Origin of the sequence: Maricaulis virginensis (genome assembly GCF_027922185.1) — a bacterium.
In the GTDB taxonomy this organism is placed as follows: domain Bacteria; phylum Pseudomonadota; class Alphaproteobacteria; order Caulobacterales; family Maricaulaceae; genus Maricaulis; species Maricaulis virginensis.
Map to the genome: position 1 here is coordinate 254,707 of NZ_BSFE01000004.1, position 21,280 is coordinate 275,986.

Annotated in this window: 18 protein-coding genes and 1 tRNA gene; 6 read left to right on the top strand and 13 right to left on the bottom strand. The window is 64.9% G+C overall.

Annotated elements, in window-relative coordinates:
• From nuoG to PKE71_RS09655, 9 genes are all read right to left on the bottom strand, one after another.
• Complete coding sequence (gene nuoG, locus PKE71_RS09615) at positions 1-2,094, bottom strand: NADH-quinone oxidoreductase subunit NuoG (protein WP_271186752.1); 2,094 nt, start codon at positions 2,092-2,094, stop codon at positions 1-3.
• Positions 2,094-3,359, bottom strand: coding sequence for a hypothetical protein (locus PKE71_RS09620; protein WP_271186753.1), 1,266 nt, complete (start codon positions 3,357-3,359; stop codon positions 2,094-2,096). Before PKE71_RS09620 ends, nuoG begins: the two co-directional genes overlap by 1 nt.
• 22 nt (positions 3,360-3,381) lie before the next feature.
• Entirely contained in the window at positions 3,382-4,695 is a 1,314-nt protein-coding gene (nuoF, locus tag PKE71_RS09625; RefSeq protein ID WP_271186754.1) for an NADH-quinone oxidoreductase subunit NuoF, read from the bottom strand.
• Between the two features lie 3 nt (positions 4,696-4,698).
• Positions 4,699-5,373 carry an NADH-quinone oxidoreductase subunit NuoE gene (nuoE, locus tag PKE71_RS09630; protein ID WP_271186755.1) on the bottom strand — a complete coding sequence of 225 codons (675 nt, stop codon included), beginning with the start codon at positions 5,371-5,373 and terminating at the stop codon, positions 4,699-4,701.
• The gene (locus PKE71_RS09635) at positions 5,370-6,575 is read right to left on the bottom strand and encodes an NADH-quinone oxidoreductase subunit D (RefSeq protein WP_271186756.1); all 1,206 of its coding nucleotides are present in this window, start codon (positions 6,573-6,575) and stop codon (positions 5,370-5,372) included. Before PKE71_RS09635 ends, nuoE begins: the two co-directional genes overlap by 4 nt.
• 4 nt (positions 6,576-6,579) lie before the next feature.
• Positions 6,580-7,182, bottom strand: coding sequence for an NADH-quinone oxidoreductase subunit C (locus PKE71_RS09640; protein ID WP_271186757.1), 603 nt, complete (start codon positions 7,180-7,182; stop codon positions 6,580-6,582).
• A gap of 26 nt (positions 7,183-7,208) precedes the next feature.
• A complete protein-coding gene (locus PKE71_RS09645; RefSeq protein WP_271186758.1) occupies positions 7,209-7,775 on the bottom strand; it encodes a NuoB/complex I 20 kDa subunit family protein in 567 nt (188 codons plus the stop codon).
• A 6-nt stretch (positions 7,776-7,781) separates the two neighbouring features.
• A complete protein-coding gene (locus PKE71_RS09650; RefSeq protein WP_271186759.1) occupies positions 7,782-8,150 on the bottom strand; it encodes an NADH-quinone oxidoreductase subunit A in 369 nt (122 codons plus the stop codon).
• Between the two features lie 235 nt (positions 8,151-8,385).
• Positions 8,386-8,859: a hypothetical protein gene (locus PKE71_RS09655; protein WP_271186760.1), complete on the bottom strand. Its 474-nt coding sequence runs from the start codon at positions 8,857-8,859 to the stop codon at positions 8,386-8,388.
• A gap of 168 nt (positions 8,860-9,027) precedes the next feature.
• Between PKE71_RS09655 and PKE71_RS09660 the strand changes: the two genes are divergently transcribed.
• The 6 genes from PKE71_RS09660 to PKE71_RS09685 all read left to right on the top strand — a co-directional run bounded on the left by PKE71_RS09660 (position 9,028) and on the right by PKE71_RS09685 (position 16,926).
• A complete protein-coding gene (locus PKE71_RS09660; RefSeq protein WP_271186761.1) occupies positions 9,028-11,310 on the top strand; it encodes a TonB-dependent receptor in 2,283 nt (760 codons plus the stop codon).
• On the top strand, positions 11,307-11,870 hold the full coding sequence (locus tag PKE71_RS09665) for a hypothetical protein (RefSeq protein ID WP_271186762.1): 564 nt from the start codon (positions 11,307-11,309) through the stop codon (positions 11,868-11,870). The genes PKE71_RS09660 and PKE71_RS09665 overlap by 4 nt, the downstream gene beginning before the upstream one ends.
• A 1-nt stretch (position 11,871) precedes the next feature.
• Positions 11,872-13,374, top strand: coding sequence for a PepSY-associated TM helix domain-containing protein (locus PKE71_RS09670; protein ID WP_271186763.1), 1,503 nt, complete (start codon positions 11,872-11,874; stop codon positions 13,372-13,374).
• Between the two features lie 312 nt (positions 13,375-13,686).
• Complete coding sequence (locus PKE71_RS09675) at positions 13,687-14,379, top strand: DUF599 domain-containing protein (RefSeq protein WP_271186764.1); 693 nt, start codon at positions 13,687-13,689, stop codon at positions 14,377-14,379.
• 94 nt (positions 14,380-14,473) lie between these two features.
• Positions 14,474-16,003 (top strand): AbgT family transporter, encoded by a 1,530-nt coding sequence (locus PKE71_RS09680; protein WP_271186765.1) that lies wholly within the window; start codon positions 14,474-14,476, stop codon positions 16,001-16,003.
• Positions 16,004-16,098: 95 nt separating this feature from the next.
• Complete coding sequence (locus PKE71_RS09685) at positions 16,099-16,926, top strand: EAL domain-containing protein (RefSeq protein WP_271186766.1); 828 nt, start codon at positions 16,099-16,101, stop codon at positions 16,924-16,926.
• 185 nt (positions 16,927-17,111) lie between these two features.
• Here the strand turns inward: PKE71_RS09685 and PKE71_RS09690 are convergent, their stop codons facing one another.
• The 4 genes from PKE71_RS09690 to PKE71_RS09705 form a co-directional block, all read right to left on the bottom strand.
• The gene (locus tag PKE71_RS09690) at positions 17,112-17,873 is read right to left on the bottom strand and encodes an SDR family oxidoreductase (protein ID WP_271186767.1); all 762 of its coding nucleotides are present in this window, start codon (positions 17,871-17,873) and stop codon (positions 17,112-17,114) included.
• Positions 17,874-17,911: 38 nt separating this feature from the next.
• Entirely contained in the window at positions 17,912-19,456 is a 1,545-nt protein-coding gene (locus PKE71_RS09695; protein ID WP_271186768.1) for a DEAD/DEAH box helicase, read from the bottom strand.
• Between the two features lie 334 nt (positions 19,457-19,790).
• Positions 19,791-19,867 (bottom strand) — tRNA-Asp (locus tag PKE71_RS09700).
• 98 nt (positions 19,868-19,965) lie between these two features.
• Positions 19,966-21,270: an adenosylmethionine--8-amino-7-oxononanoate transaminase gene (locus PKE71_RS09705; protein WP_271186769.1), complete on the bottom strand. Its 1,305-nt coding sequence runs from the start codon at positions 21,268-21,270 to the stop codon at positions 19,966-19,968.
• Between the last annotated feature and the right edge of the window lie 10 nt (positions 21,271-21,280).

A 21,280-nucleotide genomic window follows, 5' to 3' on the forward strand; every position in this document is an offset into this window, starting at 1 on the left:
TTACTCCGCCGCTACTGCCGCCGGGGCGTCCTTGAGCGCGGCACATTCGGCCAGCGTCCTGGAAGCCCGGGCAACCGGGTTGGTGAAATAGAAATTGCGCACCGCCGCCGTGAAGGCCGCATCGGCGACATCCCCGTCGGCACCGATCGACTTGGCGTCGAACTCCGCCGCGCCTTCGGCTCCCGGGGCATGATCGATTCCGCCGAGCACGGGAACGTCCTCGAACAGTTTCAGGCGCAGCTGGGTGAGATTGTCATAGGGCAGCGTCTTGCCGACACGCTCGGACAGCGCGCGGAAGATGGCCCAGTTTTCCTTGGCCTCGCCCTTCGGGAAGACCGAGCGGAAAGCCAGCTGTACGCGGCCTTCGGTATTGGCGAACAGGCCGTCCTGCTCCGTCCAGGCCGCCCCCGGCAGCACGAGATCGGCGCGGTGGGCACCGGCATCGCCATGGCTGCCGATGTAGATGACGAAGGCCTCGCCGAACTTCGACATGTCCAGCTCGTCGGCGCCCATGAGGACAATCGTCTCCATATTGCCCGACTGCATGCCGGCCACGTCCTGACCGCCCTCGCCCGGCACGAAGCCGAGATCGAGGCCCGCCACGCGGCTGGCGGCCGTGTGCAGGACCGAGAAACCGTTCCAGTCTTCGCTGACAGCGGCGACGGCGGCGGCAAGATCGCCGGCCGCGCGCAGCACCTGGGCGCCGTCCTCGCGGGTCAGAGCACCGGCACCGACCAGGATCAGCGGGCGCTTGGCGTCCTTCAGTGTCTTGATGAAGCCCGAGCGCTTCTTCTTCAGGCCGGCGAGATCCTTGGCGCCGGTCCCGACATGCTCGTACTCATAGGTCAGGTCGACCGGTTCGCCGATCACGCCGACCTTGGTGTCATTGTGCAGCCAGGTCTTGCGGATACGCGCATTGACGATGGCCGCCTCGACGCGCGGATTGGCGCCGACGATGAGGATGGCGTCTGCCTCCTCGATACCGGCGATCGTCGCGTTGAACAGGTATTCCTGACGCGGGCCGGTGCCCAGCCTGGCGCCGTCCTGGCGGCAGTCGATCGAGGCGATGCCCAAGGCATCCGCCAGATCCTTGGCCGCCTTCATCTCTTCTGCCGAACACAGATCGCCGGCGATCATGCCGATTTTCGAGGCATCGCCCGACAGGCGCTTGGCCGCCACGTCCAGCGCCTCGCTCCAGCTCGCGGCGCGCAGCTTGCCGTTCTCGCGGACATAGGGCTTGTCCAGACGGCGCTTGCCCAGGCCTTCCCAGGCGTAGCGCGTCTTGTCGGAAATCCATTCCTCGTTCACGCCCTCATGCACACGCGGCAGGATGCGCAGCACGGCGCCGCCGCGGGCATCCACGCGGATATTCGAGCCGACCGCGTCCATCACGTCGACGGTCTCGGTCTTCTTCAGCTCCCAGGGACGGGCATTGAAGGCGTAGGGCTTGGAGGTCAGCGCACCCACCGGGCACAGATCGATGACATTGCCGGACAGTTCCGACGTCACCGCATTTTCCAGATAGGTCGTGATCTCGGCATCCTCGCCGCGGCCGATCATGCCGATCTCGGGCACGCCGGCGACTTCGGTGACGAAGCGGACGCAGCGCGTGCACTGGATGCAGCGGGTCATCTCCGTCTTGATGATCGGACCCATTTCCTTGTCTTCGACAGCGCGCTTGTTTTCCGGGAAGCGCGAGCCGGTGCGTCCGTAGACCAGCGACTGGTCCTGCAGGTCGCACTCGCCGCCCTGGTCGCAGATCGGGCAGTCCAGCGGGTGGTTGATGAGCAGGAACTCCATCACCCCTTCGCGCGCCTTCTTCACCATCGGCGACAGCGTGTTCATGGCCGGCGGTTCGCCGTTCGGCCCGCCGCGCATGTCGCGGACCTGCATGGCGCAGGACGCGGCCGGTTTCGGCGCGCCGACGAGCTCCACCAGGCACATCCGGCAATTGCCGGCGACCGACAGGCGCTCGTGATAGCAAAAGCGCGGGATTTCCCGACCCGCAGCCTCGGCTGCCTGCAACAGCGTGAAGGAATTCGGTACTTCGACTTCCTCGCCGTCGACGATGATTTTGCGGAGATCTTCGCTCATCACTTGTTCCTCGGCCCAGCGGCCTCAACAACCATCGAATTGTCGGCTTCCGCCGCCCGTGCCTGCTCGACCCGCTCACGAGACGCTTCGAGCGCCGTGAGGTATCGCTCCGGCGGTGTGTCAAGCGCATCCACGGCCCTTTGGAAGTGGATGGCGGCATCCTCGTGATCACCGCGTTCAGTCAGCAACTGACCGCGCAAAAAGACGTTCTCGGCCTGCAGCTCGCGCAGCTTGCGGGAGGCGCCGGCCCAGAGTGCAGCGGCGACCTCAACGGCATCCTCGAAGTCGTACTCGGGGAGTTCTGCCGCCTCCGGATAGGCGCTGAAATCTTCATCGAACAGCGTCGGCCGGGTCAGTTGCGGGAAATACTTGTCCCGGATGACCGCATTGCCCTCGCGGAACTGGCTGTAGAACGCTTCTGCCGCAGCCCGGGCCACCATCTTGTACTGACCGGCGAAATTCTCCTCCATGATCTCGACGACGTTTCGCCGTACCTTGTTGAGATCACTGCCCACGCGGTCAGGCACGTGCTTGTTGAAAGTCTCGAGGAAATGGATCCCCAGACTGGAGAGTGACGGGTTGCGGCTGTCCGGGCTTTCAAGGTCCAGCGCGGGGTCGATCCCCGTCGCCGCACAGAAATCGGCGATCAGATCGCCCTCCACCAGATGCGCGCGATCAAACAGCCGGATGTCCAGCGCATGCGCACCGAATACCGCCTCCAGCCGCTCAACCAGACCGGCATAATCGTAATTGAAGGGCAGGCGATCCTTGGGTTTCGGAAAGACCTTTGAATTGGTACCGCCACCCGCCTTGATCCGGGTCGAGTAAAGACTCACAGCCATCTCGTCCTGGCGGCGCAGATACACAATAACCCGGCAATTTTTCACGTACCGTCCGAACAGCGCCTTGAGCTTTTCCAGCTCGGATGTCGTTCGCAACAGGCTCTGGAGGTGCTCGCTCGAGACAATCACGCTGTGCGCCGTCCCGGCAGACGCCATCGTCCGGCCGAAATCCGCCTCGACCCCCGAATCGAACTCCCGGCGCGCTTCAGGACCGTCGATACCGTACCGCAGATGCAGGTGCGTGGGTTTGCGCCGGTCCTTCATCGCATAGGCCGCCAGACGGGTCTGGTTGCGCCGCCCCATCCCGGTCGGCACGCAGTATCCCGCCGAAGCAAGCGCAGCATCATTGCGATACAGGAAGTCCTGTATCGTCGTCGTGCCGGTTTTCTCGGTACCGATATGGATGAAAGCGGTCTCGATCATCGGAAAGACGGATAACCTCTGCCTACTCTGCCGCAACGGCCTGGCTGACAAACACGGGTTTGCCGGCGCGATAATTATTGATGCGTTCCTCGATCTCGCCCCGGAAATGGCGGATCAGGCCCTGGACGGGCCAGGCGGCCGCGTCACCGAGCGCGCAGATCGTGTGACCTTCCACCTGACCGGCGACGTCGAGCAGCATGTCGATTTCCTCGATGGTCGACTCGCCGCGCGCCATGCGTTCCAGCACGCGCCACATCCAGCCCGTGCCTTCGCGGCAGGGCGTGCACTGGCCGCAGCTTTCATGCCGGTAGAAGTAGGAAATACGCGCGATCGCCTTCACCACGTCGGTGGACTTGTCCATGACGATGACGGCGGCGGTGCCCAGACCGGACTTGTGCGCCTGCAGGGCGTCGAAATCCATCAGCACGTCGTCGCAGATATCCTTCGGCAGCAGCGACACCGAGGAGCCGCCCGGAATGACGGCCTTCAGATTGTCCCAGCCGCCGCGCACGCCGCCGGCATGTGTCTCGATGAGCGCCTTCATCGGGATCGACATGGCCTCTTCGACATTGCACGGCTTGTTCACATGGCCGGAGATCGAGAAGATCTTGGTGCCCACATTGCGCTCGCGCCCGAAGCTGGCGAACCATTGCGCGCCGCGGCGCAGGATCGTGCCGGCCACCGCGATGGATTCGACATTGTTGACCGTGGTCGGGCAGCCATAGAGGCCGGCATTGGCCGGGAATGGCGGCTTCAGTCGCGGCTGGCCCTTCTTGCCTTCCAGGCTTTCCAGCAGGGCCGTTTCCTCGCCGCAGATATAGGCGCCGGCACCGTGATGGATATAGACGTGGAACGGCCAGCCATGGACGTTCTTCTCGCCGATCAGCTTGGCCTCATAGGCCTCCTTGACGGCTTTCTCCATCGCCAGGCGCTCGGTGACGTATTCGCCGCGCAGATAGATGTAGCAGGCGTGCGCCTGCATCGAGAAGGACGCGATCAGGCAGCCTTCGATGAGAAGGTGCGGATCGTGCCGCATGATCTCGCGGTCCTTGCACGTGCCCGGCTCGGACTCGTCGGCATTGACGACGAGATAGTGCGGACGTGCGCCCACGTCCTTGGGCATGAAGGACCATTTCAGACCGGTCGGGAAACCGGCGCCGCCGCGGCCGCGCAGGCCGGACGCCTTCATCTGGTCGATGATCCAGTCGCGGCCCTGTTCGAGGATTTCCTTGGTCCCGTTCCATGCGCCCCGCTGCTTCGCCGCCTCGAGGTCCGGAGAATGATGGCCGAACAGGTTGGTGAAGATGCGGTCCTTGTCCTGGAGAAGCTGGGTCATGACTTAGCCCTCCGCCTTGTCGGACTTGCCGGTATTGGGAAGCGTGACCGGCTTGGCGCGCGAGCCGTCATAGAGGCTCTCATCGGTCAGCACCTTGGTGCCGTGCGGCTCGGAGGCATTACGCCCGGATTGCGGGCCGTACTTGACCTTCTTGCCGGCGGCGAGGTCGTCGAGCAGCTTCTCGAAGCTCTCTGCGTCGAGATCCTCGATGTAGTGGTCGCCATCCTTGTTCGCGAGCTGGATCATCGGCGCATTGGCGCAGGCGCCCATGCACTCCACCTCGACCCAGGTGAACTTGCCGTCCTCGGAAATCTCGTGCTGCTTGCCGATGCGGTTCTTGCACACCGAAATCAGCTCGTCCGACCCGCGCAGCATGCACGGCGTGGTGCCGCAGACCTGGATCAGGTGCTCACCCACCGGGGCCAGGTTGAACATGGTGTAGAAGGTCGCGACCTCGTAGACGCGGATATAGGGCATCTCCAGCCGGTCGGCGATCTCGCGGAGAGCGGGTTCACAGACCCAGCCTTCCTGCTTCTGCGCGATCCACAGCATGGGGATGACGGCCGAGGCTTTCTTTTCCTCGGGATATTTCGCCAGCCAGAACTTGATCTCGTCCTCGCTCTTCTTGTTGAAGGCGAAGCTTTCCGGCTGGTCTTTCGCGAGACGACGAACGCTCATCGGTCGATCTCCCCGAACACGATGTCCAGCGAGCCCAGGATGGCGGAGACGTCCGCCAGCATGTGGCCGCGATTCATGAAATCCATGGCTGCCAGGTGCGGGAAGCCGGGCGCCCGGATCTTCACGCGATACGGCTTGTTCGACCCGTCGGCGACCAGGTAGACGCCGAACTCGCCCTTCGGCGCCTCGACGGCTGCATAGACCTCGCCGGCCTCGACGTGGACACCTTCGGTATAGAGCTTGAAGTGCTGGATGAGCGCTTCCATCGAGCGCTTCATCTCGGCGCGGCGCGGCGGCGAGAATTTCGAGTCGGTGGCCAGCACCTCGCCCGCATTCTCCTCCTTCATGAGCCAGTCGCAGCACTGGATCATGATCTTCACGCTCTCGCGCATCTCTTCCATGCGGCACAGATAGCGATCATAGCAGTCGCCGTGCTTGCCGACCGGAATGTCGAATTCCAGCTCGTTATAGACCTCGTAGGGCTGCGCGCGGCGCAGATCCCAGGCCAGGCCCGAACCGCGCACCATCACGCCGGAGAAGCCCCAGGCGAGCACATCTTCCTTCGTCACCACGCCGATATCGACATTGCGCTGCTTGAAGATGCGGTTCTCGGTCAGGAGGCTGTCGATATCGTCCAGCTTTTCCGGGAACTGGTCGCACCAGGCACGGATGTCCTCGATCAGTTTCGGCGGCAGATCCTGGTGGACACCGCCGGGACGGAAATAGTGAGCGTGCATACGGCTGCCCGAAGCGCGCTCGTAGAACACCATCAGCTTCTCGCGCTCCTCGAAGCCCCAGAGCGGCGGCGTCAGCGCGCCGACGTCCATGGCCTGGGTGGTCACGTTGAGCAGATGGTTCAGGATGCGGCCGATCTCGCAATAGAGCACGCGCACATACTGGCCGCGCTTGGGCACGGTGATTCCGGCCAGGCGCTCGGCCGCCATGCAGAAGGCGTGCTCCTGGTTCATCGGCGCGACATAGTCGAGACGGTCGAAATAGCCGATGCCCTGGAGATAGGTCTTGTGCTCCAGCAGCTTCTCGGTGCCGCGGTGCAGAAGGCCGATATGCGGATCGACGCGTTCGACCACCTCGCCGTCCAGTTCCAGCACGAGACGCAGCACGCCGTGGGCGGCCGGGTGCTGGGGACCGAAATTGAGGGTGAACTTGCGTTCGCCCGATTGCGTCATGTCGTCGGCAGCCATGGCTCTAGCCCTCCGCCTTCTCGTCGCCCGGGATGACGTATTTGGCGCCTTCCCACGGGCTCATGAAATCGAAGTCACGGTATTCCTGGACCAGCTCGACCGGTTCGTAGACCACGCGCTTCTGCTCCTCGTCCCAGCGCACTTCGACATAGCCGGTGAGCGGGAAGTCCTTGCGCAGCGGATAGCCCTCGAAACCGTAATCGGTCAGCAGGCGGCGCAGATCCGGATGGCCGGAGAAGACGATGCCGTACATGTCGAACGCCTCGCGCTCGAACCAGTCGGCAACGGGATAGACATGGTGGATCGAGGGAACCGGGTTCTCCTCATCCGTCGACAGCTTCACCCGCACCCGGTGGTTCTGGTGCATGGAGAGCAGGTGGTAGACCACCTCGAACCGCTCGGCGCGCTGCGGATAGTCGACACCGCAGATATCGACCAGTGTCGTGAACTTGCAGGCCGGCTCATCGCGCAGCCAGGTCATCACATCCTCGACCTGGTCGCGATGGATCGTCACGGTCAGCTCGCCCTGGGTCACAGTCCAGCCGGTAACAGCCGTGGGCCGGCCCGCCTGGATGTGCTCGCCGAGAACCTTGAGAGCTTCGCTCATCGCCTTGTCACTCCTCGCGCCTGCCATCACCGTTCGATCGAGCCTTCACGGCGGATCTTCTTCTGCAGTTGAAGAATGCCGTAGACCAGCGCCTCTGCGGTGGGCGGGCAGCCCGGCACATAGACGTCGACCGGAACGATGCGGTCACAACCGCGCACGACCGAATAGGAATAGTGGTAATACCCGCCGCCGTTTGCACAGGAGCCCATCGAGATCACATAGCGCGGCTCGGGCATCTGGTCGTAGACCTTGCGCAGGGCCGGCGCCATCTTGTTGGTGAGCGTGCCGGCGACGATCATCACGTCCGACTGGCGCGGGGAGGCCCGCGGCGCAAAGCCGAAGCGCTCGACGTCGTAACGCGGCATCGAGGCCTGCATCATTTCGACGGCGCAGCAGGCCAGGCCGAAGGTCATCCACATCAGCGAGCCCGTGCGGGCCCAGGTGACGAGATCGTCGGCCGCGGCCACGACGAAACCCTTGTCGGCCAGCGCATCGCTGACGCCGTCAAAGAACGGGTCGTGCTTCTTCGGGTCATAGCCGGGAACGGTCGCGCGTCCGGCCAGGCCGGCATGAGGGGTCAGATCAGATGCCATGGTGGACTACTCCCAATCCAGCGCGCCTTTTTTCAGCTCGTAAATGAAGCCGATGGTGAGAACTCCCAGGAACACCATCATCGACCAGAACTCGAACTCGCCCAGATGCTCCCGCAGGGTCACGGCCCAGGGGAAGAGGAAGGCGACTTCCAGGTCGAAGATGATGAACAGGATGGCGACGAGGTAGAATCGCACGTCGAATTTCATGCGGGCGTCGTCGAAGGCGTTGAAGCCGCATTCATAGGTCGAGACCTTTTCCGGATCCGGTTTCGACGGCGCGATCACGAAAGCGGCCAGCATGAAGCCGAGGCCGATCGCAGTGGCCAGTCCGAAAAAGATCAGGATGGGCAGGTAATCGAGAAGCAGCGCGTCCATCGCATCTAGCCTCGCCTTCTAGCGTCGGTTTTGCGGTGCGGGAGGCCGTTGTTTTCAAGGTGTGATCCGCCTCGGGACGAATCAACCACCGGCAACGGGACCCCCTGCCCGATTTGGCGCGGAAGCTAGAGCGCAGCGGCGCTGCGGGCAAGGCCTAAAGGCCGCCCTCTGTCAGTTCTGGCGAATATAGCGACACACAACGAACAATAAATGCAAATGATTTGCAATATCGAAATCAACCGGGATGGCCCGGCCCGCGCGGCTCCAGCCCGAAAACCGAACGCCAGAAGGCGATCCGGAGGAAGGGCGAGCGGCGGGTGAAGGTCCCGTCCGGAAAAATATGCCAGGGGCGATAGCCCCACCGGCAGACCAGCGCCCGGGCCTCACGGCCGAAACCCTCGGCATGCGCCGCCGCCAGGGCGGCCCGGCGTGTGCACCAGGTCCCCCGGGCACGCCGGAAGAGCCGCCGGGCCCGTCCGGTCACGCCATTGGCCTGGCGCAAGGCCATGCGCAGCACACGGTATTGGCGGTAGCGCGCCGCGGTATCCAGCACCAGCACACCGCATCCCAGTATCGCCAGCCCGTCGAGCCACAAGAAGGGCGAAACCGCGAAGGCAAGGACGAGACAGCACGCCGCCAGCAGCAGTGGCGGCCAGACCGGATCGATCAGGCGGAGAATCGGAAGGGGCCGGACGGATCGTGCGTTCATTTGACGCAATCTGCCCGCCCGGACGAAACCCGCCAGCGGGATCGCCCGCCCGCCTGTCCCCCCCCCTCTTGCCCCGCGTCCTGCATCTGCACCTAGATGAGAATGAGATTGACTCGCATTTGTAACAATGACAAGACCCGCATCCGTTCAACATCGAGGGGGCTCACCGTGTTCAATCGTCAATTCCTGCTGGCCGGAACGGCCGGCATCCTGGTTTTCGGACTGGCTCAACCAGCAATGCCCCAGGAGGCGGCGGACAGCAGCGCGGATGTCATCACCATCCTGGGCGAGAAGATCGAACGCTCGCTGCAGGACACGCCTACCAGTGTTGCGGTCACCACGGCCGAGCGGATCGGGAACGAGAATATCCGCACCCTGTTCGATATCGTGAACCGCACCGCCAATGTCGGCGAGACCTACGGCCCGACCGAATTCACCATCCGCGGCATCGCCAGCCATAATGTGTCCGGCGGCGGCACGGGCGGGCTGGCCAGCATCTATGTCGACGGCGTGGCCGTGCCGGACGGCGTGACCGGCACCTCGGCCGGCCCCTTCAACATGTGGGATGTCGAGCAGGTTGAAATCCTGCGCGGTCCGCAATCCACCCTGCAGGGCCGCAACTCGCTGGCCGGCGCGATTGTCGTCCAGTCGCGCGCGCCGACCTGGGATTGGGATGCCCGCGCCCGCCTGTCCGCGACGGATCAGGACGATGTCACCCTCTCTTTCGCCGGCGGCGGCCCGATCGTCGAGGACCAGGTCGCGTTCCGCATCGCCATCGAGAACCGCGAGTTTGACGGCATTGTCGGCAATCCGACCCGCGGCGGCACGGTCGACAGCGTGTCCAACCTGCACGCCCGTGCGCGCTTGCTGATCGAACCGGAAGCCGTGCCCGGCCTGTCGGTCCTGGGCAGCTATACGCATTACGAGCAGGAGTCGGGCTATCCCTACACCTATATCCGTACCGACACGCCGGACTTCTTCGACAACCGGATCAACACGTCCGACGCGCCAAATTCCAACGATTCAACGACCGACATGGTCACGCTCAATATCGACTACGCGCTGGCCGACCGGGTCGTGCTGACCAGTCTGACCGCCTGGAGCCTGGTCGACACCTATCTGCAGTATGACAACGATCTCAGCGCCCAGCCCGCAGCCTATGGCGACACGGACAACGAGACCGAGACCCTGACCCAGGAATTCCGCCTCGACTATTCCGGCGACCGCCTGACAGGCCTCGTCGGCCTCTACCTGTCGGATCGCGAGGTCGACAATGCGAGCTCCAGCCTCACGCTCGTGAATACGCCGGAAACCACCCTGGTCGGCGTGCTGCAGGGCCCGCCCTTCGGGCTCGATGCCGCCACGGCCGCCTTCGCCGCCGGCCTCTACGTGTCGGCGCTGCCGCAGATTGCGGTCTCCTACGGATCGCAGGCCCCGTCCTCGATCGAGACTTCGGCCCTGTTCGCCGACGGCCGGTTCGAGCTGACGCCCAGGCTGACCCTGCTCGGCGGCTTCCGCTATGACCGCGAGACCTACACCATCACCTCGGACCAGACGGCGGTGTTTGCCGGCACCTATCCGGACCCGGCCCTGTACGGTCCCTACGCCCCGGTCATTGCGGGCCTGAACCAGGTCGTCGATCTCTTCGTCGCCCAGGCGGGCGCCTCGGCGCCGACGGACTCGCGCGATTTCGAGGCCTTCCTGCCCAAGCTCGGCCTGACCTACAACTGGACCGACGATCTCTCGACCAGCGCCATCGTGCAGCGCGGCTACCGGTCCGGCGGCTCGACCGTCAACATCGCCCGCTCGACCGTCGTGCCCTACGATCCCGAATACACCTGGAACTACGAGTTCTCGCTGCGCTCGCTGTGGCTGGACGGCGACCTCTCGGTCAATGCCAACGCCTATTACATCGACTGGACCGACCAGCAGGTGTGGGTCAATCTCGGTCTCAACGACTTCGACACCCAGACCGAAAATGCCGGCAGCTCGCATCTTTACGGGTTCGAGCTGGAAGTCGCCCACCGGATATCCCGCGGCTTCGACTGGTATGCCTCGCTCGGCCACACCAAGACCGAATTCGACGATTTCGTCATCGTCAATGGCAGCTCCACCGACGACCTGTCCGGCTCCGAATTCGCCTACGCCCCGGCCTGGACGCTGGCCGCCGGCGCGAACTGGACCTGGAGCAACGGCCTCTTTGCCAATCTCAACGGCAGCCATCGCAGCGAGGAATACACGGTCACCGGCGTCAGCCAGGCCGGATCGGAAGTCGCCGCACGGACGCTCGTCAACGGGTCTGTCGGCTATGAACAGGACAGCTGGGCGGTGTCGCTCTTCGTCAACAACGTGTTCGACGAGGACTATTTCCAGTACCGGCGGAGCAATCTTCCCTACGCCATCCTCGGCCAGCCGCGGGTTGTCGGCGTCACGCTCGAGACGAACTGGTGACCGGCGCCCTCGTCATTCCAGCGCTTGTCGCGACCGGGATCGCCGCAGCCTTCACGCTCCGGCAGGCCTGGCGGCATCCCTCCGCTGCCAGGCCGGTCCTGATCCTGGCGGGCTGGGCAGCCGTGTCTGCGCTTGTCGTGATCGCCGCCATCGCCCTCGGCCCGGCCCGGGGCCCCGCCTTCGCCATGGCCCTGATGCCGGCCGGCGCCCTGGCGCTGGTCGCGACCGGCGTGAAGCGGCGCGAGGCGAATGGCCGCGTGGCCCGGTCGCGGGCGCTGGAGCCCTCCCTGCGCGGCGCGAAGATCTGGCGCGGCATCATCCGCACCCTCGTCGCGGCGCCGCTGGGCTGTGTCGTCTCGCTCACCCTGGGCATCGCCTGGACCGTCTGGTTTCCCTCCGACCCGCAGACGCGGATCGTACTGGGCGGTGCGCTGGTGCCTGTCCTGTGGGCCGGCGCCATGGCCTGGGCCCTGACCGATGACCGCATCCTGCGTCCCGCCCTCACCATGATCGCGCTGACCCTGGCAGGCGCTGCGCTGATCGCAATCGAAGGCTTCTGACATGGCTGAACGACAACGCACCCGGGCCAGGACGATCTGGCCGCGCATGTCCGCACCTTTCGTGCAGGCCGTGCTCGCCGGCCACTCCTCGCTGGGTCTCGCCTTTGCCGCGCTGATCTATCTGGTCTGCTTTTCCGGCACGGTGGCGGTCCTGGTCCATGATTTCGAGCGCTGGGAAACGCCGGTGGTCGCGCCTGTCGAGGCGGCGGGGCCGGATACCGCAGTCGCGACGGCCCGGAGCTTTCTTTCCGGGCATCCGGCGACCGAGCACATCTTCATCTCCCTGCCCGACATCAATTCGCCGCGCACGCGCGTTTACGCCGAGCTGCATGACGGGGAGATTCTGGAGGGCTTCGCCGGCACGGACGGCACCTGGCCCGGCCCGGCGCAGACGCCCTGGTCGGCTTTCATGCTCGGCCTGCATATCGACCTCCACCTGCCGCACGCTGTCGGCTCCTTTGTGGTGGGCATGACCGGAGTGGCGCTGCTCTCCCTGCTGATCTCGGGCCTCCTGTCGCATCCGCGCATCTTCCGCGACGCCTTCCATATCAGGCTGGGCGGCACGAAACGCCTGCAGGAGGCCGACCTGCACAACCGGGCCGGCATCTGGGCCCTGCCCTTCCACATCGTCATCGCGCTGACCGGCGCGCTGCTGGGCCTGACGACGCTGATCGCCGGCACGCTGGCGCTCGCCTTCTTCAAGGGTGATGTGGAACAGACCTATGCGCTCTTCTTCCCGCCCGCGCTGGAGGACGACACCACGCCCGCGCCGATCCCCGATCTCGAGGCCATCCTGGCCGACGCTGCGGCCCGTGCGCCCGGTGCCGAGCTGCGCATGCTGCGCCTGGACCATCCGGGCGAGACCGGCCAATCCGTTCATGTCACAATGGGTTATGCCGACAAGCTCGCCTTCGGCGACAGCTATATCTATGACGGCAATGGCGCCCTGTTCCACAGCGAACAGGTGTCCGAAAGCTCACTGGGCACCCGCATCCTGCAGACGATCGGCCCCTATCATTTCGGCTGGTTTGCCGGCTGGATTTCCAAGATCGCCTACATTCTCCTGGGCGCCGCACTGACCTGGGTGACCAGCACCGGCGTTGCCATCTGGACCGCCCGCCGCCGCTCCAAGGGCCACCCCGCCCCTGTCACGGAACGTCTGTGGGCCGCAACCGTGTGGAGCCAGCCTTTCGCCTATGCGCTCTCCGCCCTGACTGCGCTCGTGTGGCCCGGGCCCGATCCGCTGCTCGTCTGGGCCATCGCGACCGGGCTGTGCCTGGGCCTGACGGTGCCATTCGGACCCGTCGCCCTGTCCGCCGGCCTGCGCGTCGCGAGTGCGGTCCTGCTGACTGCCCTGCCCCTGGCGCACGTGCTGCGGCATGGCGCCGGCTATGCCGATCCGATGGCCTGGGTGATCAATGCCGGCCTCCTGGCGGGCGCCGCCCTGATCGCCCTCAGTCTCGCCTGGCGCGCAGCCCCGGCTCGCCAGTCCAGCATGGCCTGAAACCCGGACGCTGCCCGCCGGGGGCCGACAAATCGCCCCATTCGCCCTATATTGGGGAGTATAGCCACGAAAGAGGTACGGAATGTCTATTCTGAACTCCCAAGAGGCTCGCCAGGGTGAAAAGGGACATGGCGTGCGTTGGGTCCTGGGGATCTCCACCGCCGCAGCCGCGATTGCGCTCCTGCTTTTCCTGGTTGCGAACGCCTGACGGGCGTCACCCCATCGACGGCCTCTGCACCATCGGCCGCGGCGGCTTTCCCGCGGCGCGAATATGCCTAGACTGATCGTCCACGGCGGACGAACGGGCAGACCATGTCGGATTATTACGGGGTTATCGGCTTCCTGCTGATTGCAGGCGGGTTTTCCTGGCTGGTCGATCACAGCCCGTTCTCGAAACACACGCTGTCGCGCGCGATGGACGTGCACCGGCGCCGCTGGATGGAAGGCATGGCCAACCGCCAGGTGCGGATCATGGACAGCCAGATCATCGCCGGACTGCAGAACGGCATCGCCTTCTTCGCCTCGACCGCCCTTCTGGGTATCGGCGCGGCCTTCACGCTCATCACCGCGCTCGATCCGGTGATGAGCGCCGTGCAGGACGTGCCCTTTCTCGACGCCTCCTCGCGCCTGCAATGGGAGGTGATGTCGCTGGGCCTGCTGGTGATCTACGCCTATGCCTTCTTCAAGTTCGGCTGGGCCTACCGGCTGGTGAACTATTCCGCCATGCTGCTCGGCGCGACGCCGGACACCGGCCGCGACGCGGCCGCCTCGGAAGACATCCTGGCCGCCGCCCGCCGGGCCGGCGCGATGAATGTCGTCGCCGGACGCCAGTTCAACAGAGGCCTGCGCACGCTCTTCATGTCGATCGGTTATCTGGCCTGGATCGGCGGCCCGGCCGCCCAGATCCTGGTGACGCTGGCTGTCGCGGCGATCCTGATCTACCGGCAGTTCGCCAGCCCCGCCCTTGCGGCACTGAAGGCCGGCGACACGCCCGCCCGAGGCTAGATCGCGCGCCGACTGCCCCGGCAGGCCCGGAAAACATTGCACTTTGTTCCCGAACGCGTCCATTTTGCCCCGGCAACAAGTCTGGGGAGATGACATGAGCCTGGGGAATTCGATACTCAACGCCGTCGAGCGTGCCGGCAACCGCCTGCCCGATCCGGTAACGATCTTCTTCATCCTGATCGGCGTGGTGATGATGGCCTCGCTGGGTCTGTCGATGCTGGGCGTATCCGTCGAACACCCCGTTACCGGTGAAACGATCGAGGTCGTGAACCTGCTCACCGGTGCCCAGTTGCAAAACCTCCTGGTCAACATGCCGGCGGTTCTCACCGGCTTCGCCCCGCTCGGCATGGTCCTCGTGGTCATGATCGGCGCCGGTGTCGCAGAAAAGACCGGCCTGCTGGCAGCGGGCATGCGCGGCATGGTGTCCGGCGTCTCCAACATGCTCCTGACCCCGACACTCGTCTTCGCAGGCGTCATGGGCAATCTCGCCGTCGACTCCGGCTATATCGTCATGGTGCCGCTCGGCGCGGTCGTGTTCGCCGCCGTCGGCCGCCATCCGGTTGCAGGCCTGGCAGCGGTCTTCGCCGGCGTCTCTGCCGGCTTCTCCGCCAATCTGGTCGTCACCTCGCTCGAACCCCTTCTCTTCGGCATCACCCAGACGGCCGCCCGCTCCATCGAAACCGGATGGACGCTGAACAATCTGGGCAATTACTACTTCACCATCGCCCTCACACCGGTGCTGGTCGTGGTCGGCACGCTCGTTAACAACTACATCGTCGAGCCGCGCCTTGGCACCTGGAAGCGCCCCGCCGACTTCGCCGAGCCCGAAGACAGCGGAACCCTGTCGCCGAACGAGCGCAAGGGGCTGGCCTGGGCGGGTATCTCCATCCTCGTCATGATCGCCCTCATTCTCGTGATGACCGTGCCGTCCAACGGCATCCTGCGCGGTGCCGATGGCGGACTGGGGCCCTTCTTCCGCTCCATCGTCGGAATCCTGATGATTGTCTTCCTCGTTGCCGGCGGGCTCTACGGCGTGGCCGTCGGTACCGTGAAGTCAGACCGTGACCTCGTCCAGCTCGGCACGAAGTCCATGGCCGATATGGGCGGATACATCATCCTTGCCTTCGCCATGGCGCACTTCATCGCCCTGTTCGGGGCATCCGAGATCGACACCGTCATCGCCATCTCGGGCGCAGAGGGGCTCCAGGCGCTGAACCTGCCCGCTCCGATGCTGATTATCAGCATGGTTCTGCTGGTCGCCGTGCTCAATCTGTTCATGGGCTCGGCCTCGGCCAAATGGGCACTGCTGGCGCCGATCTTCGTGCCGATGCTGATGCTGCTGGGCATTTCGCCGGAAGGTTCGACGCTGGCCTATCGCATGGGCGACCAGGCCACCAACATCATCACGCCGCTGATGCCCTACCTGCCGCTCATCCTGATTTTCGCCCAGCGCTACGTGCCGGAATTCGGCCTGGGCAGCCTGATCGCAACCATGCTGCCCTACTCCATCGCCATTCTGGTGACGTCGATCCTGATGATGGCGGTCTGGTTCATGCTCGGACTGCCGCTGGGTCCCGGCGGGGCGGAGTTCTTCTACGAACTTCCCGCCGGAGCCTCCGGCTAGCGCCCGGCACATCCGCGGCCGGGACACATAGGCCGGGACACCGTATCTTAAGACGGCTCTGCTCTCTTGTCGGATCGATACAGGAGAGCCGGGCAATGGCATCTGGAAAATCGGCCTGCAATCTGTGCCACTCTCGCGGGAAAGCGCGCTTCCCGCAAAAAATCCGCATGGCCTACCAGCCCATCGTCGACATCGCCGCAGGCCGGGTCTTCGCCCACGAAGCCCTGGTCCGCGGCGAGAACGGTGAAGGGGCCGGCCACGTGCTGGCGCAGATCACGGACGAGAACCGCTATAATTTCGACCAGACCTGTCGCGTGCAGGCGATCGAGACCGCAAGCCGGATCGGCGTGCCGACGGCCATCAGCATCAATTTCATGCCGAATGCGGTCTACGAACCGGCCAATTGCATCTGCACCACGCTGCGCACGGCCAGAAAGACCGGAATGCCCCTGGACCGCATCATCTTCGAGTTCACCGAGAACGAGGACATGACGGACCACTCGATGCTGAACGATATCATCGACGAATATGCCCGCCACGGCCTGCGTACGGCGATCGACGATTTCGGATCCGGATATTCCGGCCTCAACAAGCTCGCCCGCCTGCAGCCCGACTACGTCAAGCTGGACATGGACCTGACCCGCGGCCTCGACAGCGACCGCCGGCGCCAGGCCATTGTACGGCACACCACCCGGCTGTGCGAGGAATTGGGGATTGCCGTCATCGCCGAAGGGATCGAGACCGTTGGCGAAATGACCGCCGTCCGGGATGCGGGGATCCACCTCATCCAGGGCTATCTGTTCAGCAAACCCCGGCTGGAAGACTTTTATCGCGACAGCGAGATACTCAAAGCCTTCCTGCCGGAGGACCGCAGAACGGGCGCCGCCCCTGAAACCGGCGAGCGGAGACAGGCAGCCGGCTAGAGCGTGATCAGGTGAAGTGGGAACCGGTTCACCGGTTCGATCACGCGACCGCTCAAGTCGAGCGTGATCAGGTGAAGTGGGAACCGGTTCACCGGTTCGATCACGCGACTACTCAGGATTCCGGAGCAGGGGCGATTCCGCAGAAAACGATCCTGCTCCAGGCCGGCACCCGCACTGTGGCGGCATTATTTCGTGATCGAAACGCCGCCATCGGCGAGATGGGCGGTGCCGGTCACAAAGCTCGACAGATCGCTGGCCAGGTATAGCGCTGCGCCGGCGATCTCGTCGGGATCGGCGATGCGTCCGAGCGCGTGAATACCCTCGACATAGGCCCGGATCTCGTCGGTCGTGGCAAACTGGGCCGCCATCGCGGTGTCGGTGCCACCCGGCAGCAGCGCATTGACACGCACGCCGCGCGGCCCCGCCTCGGCGGCCAGCGCCTGTACCAGTCCGATCAGACCGGCCTTGCCGGCGGAATAGACGCTCATGCCCGGCATGCCGGCCGTGTGGCCGACAAAGGAGCCGGTGAAAATCAGCGAACCGCCGCCGCGGGCATAAAGCGCGGGCAGCTGGAAACGGGCCGCATGGAAAGCGCTCGTCAGATTGGCGTCCAGGGTGGCGTGCCAGTTCTGCGCGGTCTGCTGTTCGATCGGTGCGAGATCACCCAGCCCACCGGCATTGTTGAAGGCGATATCCAGCCCGCCGAAATGCTGCATGGCCGTCTCGACCAGGCGTTCGGCAAGGACCGGGTCAGCCGCGTCGCCGGCAATTGCCAGCACCTCGCCACCGGCGTCACGGATTTCGCCGGCGACGCGATCCAGCGCCTCCGGCCCGCGGGCGTTGATCACCAGGCGGGCGCCCTCATGCGCAAAGCGCAGGGCGGCCGAACGGCCGATCCCTGCGCTGGCACCTGTGATAATGGCAGTCTTGTTCGTCAGAAGTGACATGATGCGTCCTCGTCAGTTGGAAACGAGGCACACCCTGATCACGCCGGGACGTGGGCTCCACCCGATGCTTGCGACGCATTGCCGGTGCGGCGCTTGCGCGGGCGCCGCGGCTTGCCGCCGGCCTCGCCGCGCGCCTGCTGACGCTCGCCGGAACGCTCCTGCGGCCGGCCCGGCTTGCGCTCACCGCGCGAGGCCTGGCCGGGACGCTCGCTGCGCGCCGCACGATCACCGTGGAACGGTTTGTCATCAGCCTTCTGGCCTTCACCCGGCTGTCCCTCGCCGCGTTGTCCGTTGGGTTTGGGACCGCGAGGTTTCTGACCGCGGGGTTTCTGATCCCGGGCATTGTGGCCCTGGGCCCGCTGACCCTGACCTTGCCCCTGGCCCGGATTGTTGCGGTTGCGCGAGCGCTTCTTCTTCACCGGCTTGGTATTGCGGGCTTCAGCGAAGAAATCGGCTTCCTCGCCGACAATCGCCCGTTCGATCTCGACACCGGTGAGTTTTTCGATGTCGCACAGATATTCATATTCGGACGGATCGCACAGCGAGACCGCAATACCGGTCTTGCCGGCACGGGCCGTGCGGCCGATCCGGTGAACATAGCTTTCCGGGATGTTCGGCAGCTCGTAGTTCACGACATGGGAGACATCGTCGACATCGATACCGCGTGCGGCGATGTCGGTGGCGACGAGGATCTTCACCTGGCCGGACTTGAAGCCGTCCAGCGCCTTCACGCGCTGGCCCTGGGTCTTGTCGCCGTGGATGGCGGCCGATTTGAGACCGTACTGGACGAGGCTCTTGTTGACCCGGTCGGCACCGCGCTTGGTGCGGGTGAAGACGATCGAGCGCTCGACGGACCGGTCCGACAGCAATGCCAGCAGCAGGTCGCGCTTGGAATCGCGCGGGGTCAGCACAACCGACTGTTCGATCCGCTCGATCGGGCGCGAGGCCGGAGCGACCGAGATCTGTTTGGGATCGGTCAGGAGGTCGTGCGCCAGCGCCTTGATCGGCTTGGGCATCGTCGCCGAGAGCAGCGCCGTCTGGCGGTCTTCGGGCAGGCGGGACACGATATCGCGGATCGCCGGGATGAAGCCGAGATCCAGCATCTGGTCGGCCTCGTCCAGCACCAGGGTGCGCACCTGCGACAGGCTCACCGCGCCGGAGCGCACGAGGTCGAGCAGGCGGCCCGGCGTGGCCACGACAACATCGACGCCGCGCGCCAGCATTTTCACCTGCGGACCGATCTTCAGACCGCCCACGACCAGCACCGACGATACGCGCATGTGCTGGGCATAGCCGCGCAGGTTTTCGAGAATCTGTGCCGAGAGTTCGCGCGTCGGCGACAGGATCAGCGCCCGGCAGGTCTTCGGCGCCGGCCGCTTGTTGTCGGCACTGATGGAATGGAGGATGGGCAGCACGAAGGCCGCCGTCTTGCCGGTACCCGTCTGGGCAATACCGAGCACGTCACGCCCTTCGAGAAGGGCGGGAATCGCTTCGCGCTGGATCGGGGTCGGCTCGTTATAGCCGGCATCTTCAAGCGCGCGGAGAATGGGCTCGGCCAGGCCGAGTTCATTGAACTGTGTCAAAATACATCTTTCATGGGTCCGGAGCGCCGCCAGGGGCCGCGCGCACGAACAAACGGGTTTTCAGTGTGGAAGCCTGCGTAGATCAGCCGCCGTCTTGTCGGCGCCGGCCTGGCGCCAGGGTGGCAATGATCGATACGCGCCCGGCCCGGAACCGGGCCTTGAAAGGGCGGAAAGTCTCGCCAACGTCTGCAATGCAGCCTCAAGGGACCGACTACTCACCGCAGAACGTAGGCGCTCTTTTTCATGCTTCGGGCGGTTTGGCAAACGAAAACGGCCGCTCCGGGCAGGAGCGGCCGTTTTTCGATCCGTGCACCACCCCTTCTGACAAGGGAAATGGCGCGAGTGACGGGACTCGAACCCGCGACCTCCGGCGTGACAGGCCGGCGCTCTAACCAACTGAGCTACACCCGCTTGAGCGGCTCGCCGAAGCGAGGTGCGTTGTTTATGAGCAGACCGCGGTCCGGTCAAGCGGCCAATGCAAGCGATCTGCACATAATGCAGCACCTTGTTCAGCCGGCCCCAAAATGATGTTCCGCCCAGGCGCGTGTCACCGCGACAGTCGTGCGGATCAGATGCTCCAGATCTTCCTGCGAGATCACGTAAGGCGGCATGAGATAGACGATATTTCCAAACGGCCGCACCCAGACGCCCGCCTCGACAAAGCCCGATTTCAGCGCGTCGAGCTCCGGCAGTCCGGGCATTTCGATCACCCCGATCGCGCCCTGCCAGCGCACATCCACGACGCCGGGAATATCGCGCGCCGGCGGCAAGAGCCGGGCATAGGCGGCCTCAATCTGCGCCACCTGGTCCAGCCGCGGTTCGCGCTCGAACAGGTCGAGCGAGGCATTCGCCGCCGCACAGGCCGCCGGATTGCCCATATAGGTCGGCCCGTGCATCAGCGCGGCCGAGGCTTCATCGCGCCAGAAATGCTCGAACATGCCGCGCGAGGCGATCGCCGCCGCCAGCGGCAGCGTGCCGCCGGTGAGCGCTTTGGAGACCGTCATCACATCCGGGACGATACCGGCCTTCTCGCAGGCGAACATTGTGCCCAGCCGGCCAAAGCCGGTCATGATCTCGTCGACGATCAGCGGCAGACCGCGCGCATCGCAGGCGGCACGGATCGTGCGCAGGGTTTCCGGGGAAAAGAATCGCATCCCGCCCGCACCCTGTACCAGCGGTTCGGTCACCACGCCGGCAATCTCGTGGGCATGCGCATCGAGCAGCGCCTCGAATCGCGCCGTGCTTTCGGAATCCTGCGGCAGATCGGCAACGATCTGCTGCGGCAGGGAGCCGGCAAACAGGGCGTGCATCCCCTCTTCCGGATCGCATACCGACATGGTGGCAATGGTGTCGCCATGATAGCCGCCGCGGAAGCACACGAAGCGCGTGCGGCCGTGGACACCGCGATTGATCCAGGATTGCACCGCCATCTTCATCGCGATCTCGACCGAGACCGAGCCCGACTCGCAGAAGAAGACATGGTCGAGATCGCCCGGCGCCAGGGCTGCCAGGCGCGCCGCCAGCCGTTCGGCGGGCGCATGCGTCAGCCCGCCCAGCATGACATGGGACAGGCGCTCGACCTGATCGCAAATCGCGCCGACAATATGCGGGTGGCTGTAGCCGTGTACGGTGGTCCACCAGGAGGAGACGCCGTCGATCAGGCTGCGGCCATCGGCGAGGTTCAGCCGCACGCCCCCGGCCGACACGACCGGCAGGGCCGGCTGAGCGGTCTTCATCTGGGTGTAGGGCCGCCAGAGATGTCGCCCTTCGGGCTTGAACCCGCCGGGCAACGCAGTTTTCAATGTGTTGGACATGACGGGCGGG